This window comes from Phycisphaerae bacterium (assembly GCA_017999985.1).
GTDB lineage: Bacteria > Planctomycetota > Phycisphaerae > UBA1845 > Fen-1342 > JAGNKU01.
Genome location: JAGNKU010000004.1, coordinates 1 through 13,889, shown reverse-complemented (window position 1 = coordinate 13,889; position 13,889 = coordinate 1). Strand labels below are relative to the sequence as shown.

Annotated in this window: 6 protein-coding genes; all 6 read left to right on the top strand. The window is 65.0% G+C overall.

Features of this window, described 5'->3' with window-relative positions; translation table 11 throughout:
* Positions 1–43 precede the first annotated feature (43 nt).
* On the top strand, positions 44–2,617 hold the full coding sequence (locus KA383_06630; protein ID MBP7745793.1) for a PAS domain S-box protein: 2,574 nt from the start codon (positions 44–46) through the stop codon (positions 2,615–2,617).
* Entirely contained in the window at positions 2,607–3,275 is a 669-nt protein-coding gene (locus KA383_06625; GenBank protein MBP7745792.1) for a response regulator transcription factor, read from the top strand. Before KA383_06630 ends, KA383_06625 begins: the two co-directional genes overlap by 11 nt.
* Before the next feature lie 300 nt (positions 3,276–3,575).
* Positions 3,576–4,604, top strand: a complete 1,029-nt coding sequence (locus tag KA383_06620) for a sigma 54-interacting transcriptional regulator (GenBank protein ID MBP7745791.1) — start codon at positions 3,576–3,578, stop codon at positions 4,602–4,604.
* 395 nt (positions 4,605–4,999) lie between these two features.
* Positions 5,000–5,440, top strand: a complete 441-nt coding sequence (locus KA383_06615) for a hypothetical protein (protein MBP7745790.1) — start codon at positions 5,000–5,002, stop codon at positions 5,438–5,440.
* A 162-nt stretch (positions 5,441–5,602) separates the two neighbouring features.
* Positions 5,603–11,665 (top strand): hypothetical protein, encoded by a 6,063-nt coding sequence (locus KA383_06610; protein ID MBP7745789.1) that lies wholly within the window; start codon positions 5,603–5,605, stop codon positions 11,663–11,665.
* A gap of 72 nt (positions 11,666–11,737) precedes the next feature.
* Positions 11,738–13,889 (top strand): thrombospondin type 3 repeat-containing protein (locus KA383_06605; protein ID MBP7745788.1); only part of this gene is annotated, 2,152 nt, incomplete at its 3' end.

The following is a 13,889-nucleotide window of genomic DNA, read 5'->3' as shown; positions in this document are numbered from 1 at the left end:
GGACCCGGGCCGGTCGCCGGTCAACACGCCGAAGGACGTGACCATGTGGAATGTAGCGGCGTCGAGCACAGTTACCGGTGCTGTGTCGGGGGCGGCGAAGCGGGCCGCGGGGCGACGTGTGCTGCACGGCATCGGATTGGTCAGCGCGGTGTCAGCGGCCGCGGTCGCCGTCGTCATCGTGATCATGAATGAGCGGGAGTGTGCCAGCGCCCGGGCCCAAACGAAAGAACGTTTCCAGCTTCGGCTCAGCGCAACGCAACAGGAAGTCGCGGCCTACCTGGATGAAGTCGTTCTCTGGCTTCGGCTGGTCAGCGCCGACCCTGAGTTGGCGCACCAGTCTCCGACCGCGCACAGCCACCTCCAGGCGATCTACGAGGGCAACTACCGTCGGCATCGGCTGGCCGAGATCTACGTGATCGAGCGTTACTTCGATGGCACCCGCCGACCTTTCAAGACCTTTGAGAAAGGGGACGAGTTGCGCGGCGTCGAAGAATTGCATGCTCTCGAACGCGAGCAGGAGGAGTATGCGGTTCACATTGAGCACATCCGCCGCTTCGCCGCGGACCCGACGCTGGAAACGCTGATCAGCATGCCGGTCAATCTCTGTGTCGACGCGTCTGGGATCGTCGTTTCGGTCCCCTGGCGCGCGGCGGAAGAGCTGCTGGGAATCGTCGCGGGCATGGCGCCGCTGACGAACCTCACGGAAATTCTGCAGCACGGTGACCGGGGCCAGGCCTGCGTGCTGGTGGGCGCGGATGGAACGCTGCTTCAAAACGGCCGCTTGTCGTTCGACCTGGAAACGTGGCTCCGCGACGAGCTGCGGCAGCACGGGCCCCGGGCCTTCTTCGCAAGAGTGCCGCAGCTGTTCCATGCGGAGTCACGCACCGGGGTCTGGGCTCCGGTCAAAGCCCCCGGAGGCGACCCGTGGTACGTTGCGCTGTTCTACGATGAAGCGGAGCAGCTCGCGGCCGTCGGCGCACCGGGGCGTGGGTCGGTCTGGGGGATCGCCGCGATTGTCATGTTACTTGGCGGCGCGATCGCCTTTCTCTGCCGCATGACCCCGGCTCTGGTTACGGCGCGGCATCTGGCGGAAGCACGAACCCACGAGCTACTCGCCAGCGAGGCTCGCTTCCAAACGCTCGTAGCAACGATGAACGAGGGATTGGCGGTGCAAGACGAGTCGGGAACGCTCACCTACGCAAACCACCGCCTGTGCGACATGTTGGGGTTTCGGCCGCAGGATCTGATCGGCCGGCGGGCCGACGAAATCGTTTTCGACCAGGCCAATCGCGCCATTCTCGCGGACCAGCTCCAGGATCGCCGGCGCGGGCAGTCGCGTTCGTACGAACTCGTGCTCGCCGACAGACAGGGCCGGCCGGTGATGGTGTTGGTCTCGCCGCGCGGACTGTGGGACGCCGATGGGAGCTGGCGCGGCAGCTTCGCGGTGGTAACGGACATCCGCGAGCGTAAGGCCGCAGAAGATGAGCTGCGCCGCTCGCAGCGCTTTCTTCAGATGATCGTTGATCAGATCCCGGAGGCGGTGCTTGTGATCGACCGCCAGAACCGCGTCACGCTCGCGAACCGGGCCGCTCAGAATCTCCCCGGCGGCGTGCCAGCGGGTCTCCGTTGGTTCACCTGCAGCGCCACAGAGCGGGATTCCGCCGGTGGACCGAAGGCTGCGGAAGGAGCCTGCCTCGCGACGCAGGTAGCGGCAAAACGCATACCCGTTTCCGTTACACACGCGTGTGCCGATGCCGCGGGCAACGAGCGCTTGCTCGAACTGATCGCGGCGCCGGTCTGCGACGAGTCCGGGCAGGTCACGCACATCATCGGTTCCGGCCGGGACGTCACTGCCCGCGTGCGTGCCGAGGCGGAAGCGCGCCGCCGGCAGGCCGAGCTGGCGCACGTGGCGCGCCTGGGCACGATGGGTGAGATGGCCGCGGGGCTCGCCCACGAGTTGAACCAGCCGCTCGTCGCCATTGTGAATTACCTCGAGGCGTGCCGGGCACGAATCCAGAACGGGGTGCTGCGTCCACAGATTCTGCTCGATGACCTTGCTCGGGCTGCGGCACAGGCGGAGCGCGCCGGTGGAATCATCGAGCACCTGCGCGCCTTCATACGCAAGGGTGATACGAGAGTGAGCCGCGTCGACGTCAACGCGCTCGTGCGCGAGGCCGTCGAGCTGTTGAGCTTCGAGCTACAGTACCGGCACGTGGGGCTGCAACTGAGGCTGACCGCGGGATTGCCTGCGGTCCATGCCGCCCGCATCCAGATTGTTCAGACAATCACCAACCTGATGCAGAACGGGATCGAGGCGATGTCCGAGCTACCGCAAGCGGCGCGGCGGCTGACGATTGAGACCACGCGGACCGGCGATGGGTTGGTCGAGGTTGCAATAAGCGATGCAGGGTCAGGGCTGCCCCCCGAGACGCGCGAACGCTTGTTCGAGCCGTTCTATACCACGAAGCCGGAGGGCATGGGCCTGGGACTGTCGATCAGCCGGTCGATCGTCGAGGCCCATGGGGGGCGCCTGTGGGCGTGCGACCGGCCGGGCGGGGGCGCTCTGTTCCGGTTCACGTTGCCGGCCGACGCGGGAGGCGCGATAGATGAGTCCTGATGCGACAGTATTCATCGTGGATGATGACCACGCCGTGCGCGAGTCACTGCAGCGGCTGATCGAGTCCACCAACATGCGCGCCGAAACCTTTCCGGATGGACGGAGGTTTCTCGAGCACTACGATCCGTCTCGGCCCGGCTGCCTGCTGCTGGACATCCGCATGCGAGGCATGGACGGGCTGGAGCTGCAAGACGTATTGCGGCGCGCCGGCGCAGCGATCCCGGTGATCATCATTTCGGCCCACGGTAACGTGGAACAGGTCGTCCGGGCCATGAAGGCTGGCGCGGTGCACTTCGTTCAGAAGCCTTACAAGGCCAAGGTCCTTTTGACACACGTTCGTGACGCGCTGGAACTCGACGCGCGCCTGCGACTGGCCGCAGCCCAGCGGACGGCGGCGACCGAGCGCCTGCGGTCGCTCACTCCCCGTGAACGCGAGGTGCTGGACCTGCTGGTGACCGGAATGCCTGCGAAGCGAGTTGCGGCAGAGCTGGGCCTCAGCCGCAAGACGGTCGACGTTCACCGCGGTCACATTATGCTCAAGCTCGGCGCGGAGTCCATCATCGAGCTGGGGCAGCTCGTGCAGCGGTCGCGAGCCGCTGATGTCCGCCCCGGCCTCGCGCCCGGCCCGCTCGTCGACCAGCCTCCGCCAATCCACTAAGCGGCGTCCCGTTGGCCGTGGTTCCCGCGCGGTGGGGACGAGGAGGTCCCGGCGGGCGGGCGCGGATTTGGGGGCCGTGGAGGCCGCGCTGTCTCAAGTAGTCGGGCTAGGGCGTTGCCCTAGGCAATATTCCGAGCCGGTGGTTGGTGGAGGTGGGTCTGGCTCAGGCTACGATACAGAGGGTCGAAGGAAACAGCAGGGTCAGGCAGCGATTCAGCCGGTGCCGGCGGTCTGGTAACACCGCGGAGCATCGGTCCGGACCCTTGTCAATGGCCACAGGTACATTTCAGGAGCGGTGCCATGTACGCAGTCAGCGCCCAGCGAGAGTCGCCCCGCGCACCGTCCAGCCCAGTGGTGCCGAGGCTGGTCGGTAGCGACGGCTGCGTACTGGAGTTGTGGTCAGGGATCAAGGCGGTCTGCAGTCGTTCCAGCACCGTGCTGATCTGCGGCGAGTCTGGGAGTGGCAAAGAGCTGACTGCCCGTCACCTCCATGCGGCCGGCCCGCGGCGGGACAAACCGTTCGTGACGGTGGACTGCACCACCCTGCGCGATACGCTGTTCGAGTCGCAGCTCTTCGGGCACGCCAAGGGCGCCTTCACGGGAGCGGAGCACGCCACCCTGGGCCTCTTTCGCGCCGCCGACGGCGGCACCCTCTTTCTTGACGAGGTCGGTGAGCTGCGGCTGGACCTGCAAGCCAAGCTTCTGCGCTGTCTGCAGGACGGCGCGGTCGTGCCACTCGGAGCCGTGGCACCGATCGCGGTCGATGTTCGCATCATCGCTGCCACCAATCGTGACCTCGCCGAAATGGTCACCCGTGGCCAGTTTCGCCCAGATCTCTACTTTCGCTTGAACGTTGTCCGTCTCGATGTCCCACCGTTGCGGGACCGGCCCAACGATATTCTGCCGCTGGCGAACCACTTCCTGGCGGAGCTGGGACAGACGTATGACGAGCCCGCCAAATCACTTGCGGACACTGCGCGGGCGGCCTTGCTCGGGTACCGCTGGCCGGGCAACGTGCGCGAGCTGCGGAACGCAGTCGAGCACGCCGTTGCATTCTGCGCGTCCGAGTGTATTACGGCTGCCGATCTGCCGCGCGCGCTGCGGGACGTATTCCGGCGCAGCGCTCCGGCGGCGGCGGAATCCAGCAGTGGGCGGCGACGCGTCGTAACCCTGGAGGCCGCGGAACGCTGCCTCCTGCGTCGTGCGCTACGGACAACCCACGGTAATAAGTCGCTCGCTGCCAAGCTGCTGGGCATTGAGCGCCACCGCCTGGCCCGTATGCTCGCGCGTCATCAACTGAAGGACCTGGACCGCGCGCGGTCCAGCTAGCTCCCGGCGGCGCACGGGGGCGCTGAAGTACTTCGTCCGGCTGCTCTGGGGGTTGTTTGCCGATCACATCGCGACGCATCGAGACCGCGGGAGCCATCCTGGCGCCCGCTCGCCCGCCCCTGGAACAAAACGCACCACGGGCACGAAACCTACCAGTCGACACTAAACCGCACGTCTGGCGGCACTTCCGCAAATCAGCCCGCGAGCTGAGGGTACATCACGTTCTCAACCGGGCACTTGGATCGCCATCACGGGCCTACGCCGATCGAGCGCTAACCAGCTAAATGCACGCGATTTGCATCAACGCCGACAATTTCCGCGCGGTTGGCACAGCGTGTGCTGCACCGCTACCCGGTGTGAAAGGCCAAACGGTATTGGGTGGCGGTGAAAAGAAAGTGAACATTCAAGTGCAGGACAGACCTGATGTAGTCGCCATCGTAGAGGTACGACTGGATTGCGTCGGGCTCAACCGAGATGCCACCGCGGATCGCACTGTGGTGTGCACGACCGACGCAGAGCAGGCCTTCCGAGACATCAAGCGTCTCCAAGCGGGCGTGGTGATCGTACATCTGGGCACCCGGGCGGACGAAGCGGTGCGGCTAATCCAGTTCCTCGCAAGTGGCTGGCGCGCCATCCACATAATCGCCGTTGGCGCCCCACATAGCGAGCACGTTGAACGGCGGGCGTGCGCCGCCGGCGCGACGGTGTACTTGCCCAACGCCAGTCCGGAGCAGGTCGCGCCGGTTTTGGCGGCTCTGGCGCGGGCACACCATACTCGGGCGCAATGGGAGGGTCACCTCAAGCGGGGCGATGTCGATGGTGCCGCGGATGCCTGAGGACAGGCGTCCCAGAACGGGAGACCGGGCTCAGGGACCGGACACTGACGTTCCTGAGTTACGGCGGAAAGGATGGTAATGGTGATGCACTCCGAAACGAAACGACGTCTGCGACACGGACGTCGAGCGCGTGGGCCGTGCGCGGCACTTGTCGCATTGGGAATGGCCGCGCTCGCAGTGCCGGCGTTCGCCCTGGAGGTCACGGTCACAGATCGGGTGGGCATACCTGTTGGTGGATTCCGCTGGCTGCTGGAGGAGGACAACACCGATGCGGTCGTGGCCGGCGCGCTGGTGACTGCCCCGCCGGCGGTCCTGATTCACAAGAGTTACGCGCCAGTGGTGGCTGCGGGGCACTCGGATTCCGGCATGGTCTCCATCGACGCGCCGGCGGACCGCCGCTATTTCCTGTCCGTGATGCCCGACGCAGGGTTCACGATGGGCGGGGCCGCAGTCGCGGTCGGCCAGACGAGTGTCCGGGTGGTGGTCAACGCGTTTCCGGTCCCGACCGCCCAGATCTCCATTCTCGCGTTCCACGACAACTGGCCCATCAACAACGCGCCCGAGGTGCCGACCGAGGAGGGTCTGCCAGGATTCACCGTCGTCATTTCGGATCTGCTGGGGGCGCTGAGCCAGGACGCATTCGGCAACCCGCTCGGCACGACCTACGCATATGACGGCGCGGGGCAGCCGCTGCTCGATCCGAATGATGGTACGCCCATCGTGGACATGATGGGCAGCGGCATCATTACGACCGACCAGTCCGGTGAAGCGCTGGTCAAGTACCTCCCGCCCGGCAAGTACGGAATCGTGCTGGTTCCGCCGGCGGGTGAGGGCTGGATTCAGACCACCACCATCGAGGGGACGCCCACCATTGATGCCTGGGTGAAGGCGAACGAACCACCGGTGTTTGTCGAGTTTGGGCCCGCCGCGTATCACGTCTTCATGGGCTTCGTACGTGAGTTCGACGTGCTGGCCGAGCTCCAGCAGCCCGGTGAGCCCACGGGGACCATCAGCGGCCGAGTCGTTTACAATCACTTCTCGCGCCCCCCGCAACTGCAGGGCTTCTTTCCCGGGGCGCCGGTACGCGACGCCTGGGTCGGGCTGAACGAGAGTTTCTCGCGGCGCGGCGTCTACGCCGCCGCATGCGACGACAGCAGCAACTTCGTGATCTCGGGCGTGCCGGCCGGAACGTACCAGCTCGTTACGTGGGACCGGTACCTGGACTCCATCTTCGGGTTCAACACCGTCACGATTCCAGATGCCCAAGGGAACTGGGATATCGATCTGAGCAATGTGCTCGCATTCGCGTGGTTCGGGACGCTCGAGGGCAGTGTCTTCTTTGACGAAGACCAGGATGGCTTTCGGGATCCGGGCGAGATGGGCATGCCGGACCAGGCGGTCAATCTCCGTTTCCGCGACGGCACCATCTACCAGGCAACCACGACGACGATGATGGGCGACTACAGCTTCGAGGAGGTGTTCCCGTTCTTCAAGTGGCTTGTAGTCGAGGTGGACTTCGCGCGCTTCAAAGACACCGGATACACGAACATTGTTGATTATGGTGGCGACATTCCGCCCGATGACGGCTGGGACATGCCTTCGCGCGGCAAGCTCAATCCTCAGCCGCAGGAAGAGGCGAACCCAAACACGGGCAACAACCTGTCGCGCACGGCAATGCGGACGGATGAGGCTCCCGGCGCATTTCTGCTCCAGGGCATGCAATTGTATCTCGGCCAGACGAATGTGATCGATTGGGGGAAGACCAACTACGGCCCGGGCGAGAGTGGTGGCATCAGCGGCATCGTCTACTATGCCGTGACCCGCGCGGAAGACGATCCGGCGTACGCGGCCGGTGACGATTGGGAGCCTGGTGTACCGCGGGTACAGGTCGTCTTGTACCAGGACCTGCTGCCGATCGACGGACAAATCGACGACTTGGACGGCGACGCTGGACCTACCCGGGCGGACCGCGACAACTACCCCCTCGGCTGGGCCGACGGTTCCGGCCCGAAGGGTCCCGAGGACGTGGATTGGAACGGCAACGGCGAGTTTGAGCCTGGCGACGCGCTCCAAATCGTGTGGACGGATAGCTGGGATGACAACCTGCCCAGCGGTTGTATCCAGAATCTCCCCGTCGTGCACGGCGAGCCAGCGCCGGAGTGTTTTGACAACTTCGGCACCTGGAACCAAATCCGCCCCGGAGTATTTGACGGCGGGTTCGCCATCGAATCGCACTTCCCCGGCGGCATGGCCAGCAATTCGGTCGAAGTCCCAGGAGTTCCGCCGGGTGCCTATATCGTTGAGGCCGTCCCGCCCGCGGGTTACGAAACCGTAAAGGAAGAGGATAAGAACGTCGATTTTGGCGATTCCTACCAGCCCGGCGATCGGGCACTGCCACCGGCATGCGTCGGTGACGCACATCTCGTCCCTCCCGAGCTGGCGCTGTTCCCCGGCGTGGAGGCACCGTTCGCCGGCGAAGAGCGCCCGCTGTGCGACCGCAAGCAGGTCTTTCACTCAGGTACCCAGAACACCGCGGTGAACTTCTTCGTATTCACCGAGGTGCCCAAGGCGGCCCGCGCCGTCGGTTTCATCAATAATGACCTGGCGGCCGAGTTTGATCCGACCAGCCCGGTCTTCGGAGAGAAGCAGGCCCCCTCGTGGCTGCCGATCTCCTTCCAGGACTGGGCGGGTAACGAGATTACGCGCACGTATTGCGACGAGTTCGGCGTCTACAACGCGCTCCTGCCTTCGACGTTTACGGTCAACGTGCCGACCCCGACCGGCGTGTCGCCGAACATGATCAACTTCGTGCTGAATCATCCGGGGCCGATCCGCGACCCCAACAATCCCAACCAGTTCATCGTCGACCCCTATTTCGACCCGCATTACAGCCAGACGCCCTACACCTTCAATTTCGAATCCGGTCGGACGACGTACCTGGATACGCCCGTCATCCCGGTCGCGGCGTTCGCGGGTTATCCAAACCGGACGCTCGACTGCGAACCCGCGCCCGGTACACCGATGATCCAGGCGGTGATGGGGCCCCAGGGCGGGCCGCTGGTATGCGCTGACAACGATGGGCTGACGATCACGTCGGTCGGCACGATCTTGGTGTCAAACCCGGACTACGACCCCGAGGTTCCCGGAAGCGAGCCGGTGGTGCCGCGTGACTTCGGATTTGGCGCCGGCGGGGGCACGGTGACTGTCGGCGGCGTCCCGGTCCTGATCTCAAGCTGGAGCGACGCGGAGATTGTCGCACTCGTCGACACAGACCTGATCAGCACGGGAGAACTGCTGATCACGCGGGAAGACACCGGTTTCACATCACCCATCGGCATCACGCTGCACGTCGGCGACTGCGGCAACGTGGTGCACGTGACTCAGCCGCCGGTGTCAACACCCGCCCCCATTCAAACGGCCATTGATGCCGCAGCACCGGGCACGCTGATCATCGTCGAGCCCGGAACGTACCGCGAGAACCCGATCGTTTGGAAGAACGTGAAGCTCCAGGGCAGCGGAGCCGGTTCGACGTTCATCAACGCCAGTCCGGTGCCTTCCGAGCGCATCATCCAGTGGCACAACAAGATCAACGCCCTGATCGCCGCCGGGGATCTCGTGCCGATCGGCGGCGACTTCTTCGAGGCCACCGAGGCCCCGGGCATCCTGGTCCACGGCCGCGAGGGTGACGACACCGGCGGGCCGGGCCAGATCGACGGCTTCACGGTGTTGGGAGGTGTGTCCGGCGGAGGTATTTTCCTGGCGGCGTTCGCGGACGACTTCGAAGTCAGCAACAACAAGATCGTCAATAACCAGGGGACCTACGCGGGCGGCATTGCGTGTGGCGTGTCAGACAACAACGGACTGAATGACCACGTGTATATTCACCACAACATCATCGCCAAAAACGGGGGAATCAACGGCGCCGGGGGGGTGACGATCTTCAGCGGCTCCGACACGTACCGCTTCGAAGACAACTTCGTGTGCGGGTGCTTCACGCGAAACGTCGGGGGTGGCCTGGCGCATATCGGTCTCAGCGACGAGGGCACCATTGCCCGTAACACCTTCGCGTTCAACGAGATCTTCTACGGCGGCCCCATCGGCGGCGAGGGTGGCGGCGTGTACGTCGGTACGCAATTCGCCGCGGACGGACTGAGCCCCGGCACAGGCTCTGTCACCATCAACTCGAATCTGCTCATGGGCAACCTGGCTGGCTCGGGCAGCGGCGGCGGAATCCGGGCCGTTGGCGTGAACGGCGCCGACGTCGCGGCCGAGCCCAATGATCCCAGCCAGTGGAACGTCCTCAACATCTTCAACAACGTGATCGTGAACAACGTGTCCGCGTATCAGGGCGGTGGCATCGCGCTTCAAGATGTGGCCCGGGCCAACATCATTCATAACACGATCATCAACAACGACTCCACGGCCACCGCGTCGGTTGCGTTCCCGCCCGGCAACCTCCTGGTTTCCGACCCGCAACCTGCCGGTCTGGCGGGCGCGCAACACGGCGCTGCGTTGCGCAATCTGATCGACCCAGACTACTCTGATCCCACGTTGGTCAACAACACTGTGTGGCACAACCGTTCATTCTCGTGGGACGGTACGTTGAACGATTTCATCGGTGGTCTGGTGCCGCGGGATCCGCCGTACTGGGACCTGCACGTGGCCGGCGGTGTGCCGGGCAGCCAACTGCAACCGGAGTACTGCCTTCTGACCGACCCCTCGGGCTATGACGCGAGCAACATTTCCGCTGACCCGCTGGTGGTCGCGGAATACCAGAATACGCTGCGTACCGCCGCGGTGCTGGACGAGGGTGGCAACTTCATCTCGGTGCGCTTCCTGGAGCTGAAACTCGGTGACGGCAATTACCACCTCGAGAATGGCTCGCCGGCCATTGACGCGGCGACGCCCGCGCCGCTGACGAGCCACACGGCCTTGGCCGCCGACTTCGACGGTCAGCCCCGTGCCCCGTTGTGCCCGCCGGACATCGGGGCTGACGAGGCCCCACCGCCCGTGGACTGCAACGGCAACGACGTTGCCGATAGCTGCGATATCGCCAACGGCACGAGCCAGGACTGCAATATCAACCTGATTCCGGACGACTGCGACATTGCGTCGGGCACGAGTCTGGACGACAACAGCAACGGCATTCCGGACGAGTGCGAGACGCCCGTCACGGTTGCAGGAGACATTACCTCGGCGAGCGGCGCGCCGTTGCCGGACGTAGAGGTCTGCGGCGAAAACAGCGGCCTGTGCGCGACGACCGACGCGAACGGCCACTACGAGCTGGCGCTGCCGTATGGCCAGCCCGAGACGGTCACGCCCTGCCGCGACGGCTTCTTGTTCGACCCACCGTCACGCAGCTATGGCCCGCTCACTGCGGATCAAGCCGGCCAGATGTTCGCCGCCCGGTTGGTGTACGACATCGACCCACCGGGGACCGGCGACGACGTGGTGGGCGTAGGTGATCTCTCGCTGTTTGCGACGTCGTGGCTGCAGACCGTGCCGCCAGCCGACGCCAGCTATGACTTCGACTGCGACGCGCTCATCGGGGTGGGCGATTTGTCCTACTTCGCGACGGCGTGGCTGAAGTCGATCCTTGACCCGGCGCTGGCGTTCCCGGCCTGCCGTACGTGCGGCGTACAGGGCGGGCTGCGCGACCGCGCGGCGGCGGTCAGCGTAGCACTCGTGCCGGTGGCCAATCTGTCCAGCGCGGACGCGACTGCGGAGTTGCCGACGCCTCTGGCCCGCGTGCTGGTCGGTGAGTCGTACTACGTGGAAGTCTGGATCCGGGACGACACCGTCGGCGGGCAGGGGCTGACGTCGGTCTATGTCGACGTGGAGCTGCCGCCAACGCACACGGCACGTACGGAGCTGGTTGAGGTCGGCGCATTGTGGCCACTGTTCGCCAGCGGCGGCCCCACCGGCTCTGTGCTTGAAGATGTTGGCGGCTCCACGCTGGAACCTGGGACCGGCAGCGGCGAGTGGACGCGGGTGGCCTGGGTGCGTGTCCGCGCGGCTGGCCCCGGTACCGCCGTGTACCTGCCCGCGCCGGGTGCGATTGGCCTGGCCGCCTATGGCATGGGGCAGATTCCTGAGGACGCGGTCAACGTGGCCGGTACCAGTGTGGCTCACCAGGCGCCTGCAGCCGGCGATCCGCAGAGCCGCCCGCGCCGGATCGCGCCCGGCCAGGAAACCACCGACGGAGCTCCAGGGACTGAAAGGTAGCGAAGACGAGAATGACCGGCGGCTGGCCGACCGTCTGGGCGGCGAGTTCGCCGGCTTCGAGGAGACTTGGTCATGCATTATTCGACTGCGATCGTACTCATGCTGCTCGTGGCGGCCGGCGCGTGTTGGGGCCAGGATGTCGTTCTGCAGGTGATTGCCGTCGGTAGCCCGAGCGGCGCCGAAACGACAGTCACGCTGCCGACTTCCGTCGCGGGGGTGGTGGTCGGCTCCACGTACTACCTCGAGTTGTGGACCAGCGACGTCGGCACACTCAACACCGGCGTCTCCTCCATGTACGTCGACCTGGGCTGGCCCGCAGCGGCCGCGACCGCGACTGCGATCAGCCACGGGTCGATCTACACCGTGTTCCCGTCTGGCACCATCAGTCCTGGTTTCATCAACGAGTTGGGCGGCTCGACCCTGAGTCCTTACGGCATCGAGCCGGAGTGGGCACGTGTTGCCACCGTGACTGTGACCGCCGACGAGGCCGGGTCCATTACGTATACGCCCGCGCCGAGCAGCACGGGAGTCGCGGCCCTCGGCCGCAGCATCATTCCGTGGGCGCAGGTGCTGCTCAACCCGGTTAGTCTGGAACACTACCCCGACTGCAATACCAACGGCGTCGCCGATTATCTCGACATCCTAGGCGGCTTCAGTCAGGACTGCGATGCAAACGGGATTCCCGATGAATGCCAGCTCGACAGCGATGGCGATGGTGCCATTGATGCCTGCGACGCCTGCCCGGCCGATCCCAACAAGACCGATCCGGGCGTTTGTGGTTGCGGCGTGCCGGACACCGACAGCGATGGCGATGGCACACCGGACTGCAACGATCTGTGCCCCAATGACCCGCTGAAGACCGATCCAGGCGTCTGCGGGTGCGGCGTGGCGGATGATGACGGCGACGGGGACGGCACGCCGGACTGTAACGATCTGTGTCCCAATGACCCGCTAAAGACCGATCCAGGCGTCTGCGGGTGCGGCGTGGCGGATGATGACACAGATGGCGATGGCGTAGCGGACTGCCTCGATGGCTGTCCAACCGATCCTAACAAGACCGATCCCGGCGCCTGCGGTTGCGGCATCCCCGACACCGACAGCGATGGCGATGGCACGCCGGACTGCAACGATCTGTGCCCCAATGACCCGCTAAAGACTGATCCTGGCGCCTGCGGTTGCGGCGTGGCGGATGATGACACAGATGGCGATGGCGTTGCGGACTGCCTCGATGGCTGTCCAACCGATCCTAACAAGATTGATCCGGGCGTTTGTGGTTGCGGCGTACCGGACACCGACAGCGATGGCGATGGCACGCCGGACTGCACGGACCTGTGTCCTAATGATCCGCTGAAGACGGATCCTGGCGTCTGCGGTTGTGGTGTGGCCGACGATGACTCGGACGGCGATGGCGTTGCGGACTGCCTCGATGGCTGTCCGACCGATCCAAACAAGATTGATCCGGGCGCCTGCGGTTGCGGCGTCGCGGACGACGACAGCGACGGCGATGGCACGCCGGACTGCACGGACTTGTGTCCCAATGATCCGCTGAAGACGGATCCTGGCATCTGCGGTTGCGGTGTGGCGGACGATGACTCGGACGGCGATGGCGTTGCGGACTGCAACGACGACTGCCCAGACACGCCACCCGGCACGCCGGTCGATCCGAACGGCTGCCCTTCAAACGACTGCAACGGGAATCAAATTGACGACACGCAGGACATTCTCAGCGGCTTCAGTCAGGACTGCGACACGAACGGGATCCCCGACGAGTGCCAAGCCGACAGCGATGGCGATGGCTTCATTGACGCGTGTGATGGCTGCCCTGCCGACCCAAACAAGGCAGATCCAGGCATCTGCGGGTGTGGCGTGCCAGATACCGATAGCGACGGCGATGGCACACCGGACTGCGACGATCTTTGTCCCAATGACCCACTAAAGACTGATCCTGGCGCCTGCGGTTGCGGCGTGGCGGATGATGACACAGATGGCGATGGCGTAGCGGACTGCCTTGATGGCTGTCCAACCGATCCTAACAAGACTGATCCGGGCGTTTGTGGTTGCGGCGTGCCCGACACGGATAGCGACGGCGATGGCACGCCGGACTGCGACGACCTGTGTCCTAACGACCCGCTGAAGACCGATCCCGGCGCCTGCGGTTGCGGCATCCCCGACACCGACAGCGACGGTGACGGCACACCGGACTGCGACGACCTGTGTCCCAACG

Bases quoted from the DNA above. Each gene is read 5' to 3' on its own strand.
- KA383_06630 (MBP7745793.1), top strand. From the start codon at position 44: ATGTGGAATGTAGCGGCGTCGAGCACAGTTACCGGTGCTGTGTCGGGG.
- KA383_06625 (MBP7745792.1), top strand. From the start codon at position 2,607: ATGAGTCCTGATGCGACAGTATTCATCGTGGATGATGACCACGCCGTG.
- KA383_06620 (MBP7745791.1), top strand. From the start codon at position 3,576: ATGTACGCAGTCAGCGCCCAGCGAGAGTCGCCCCGCGCACCGTCCAGC.
- KA383_06610 (MBP7745789.1), top strand. From the start codon at position 5,603: ATGGCCGCGCTCGCAGTGCCGGCGTTCGCCCTGGAGGTCACGGTCACA.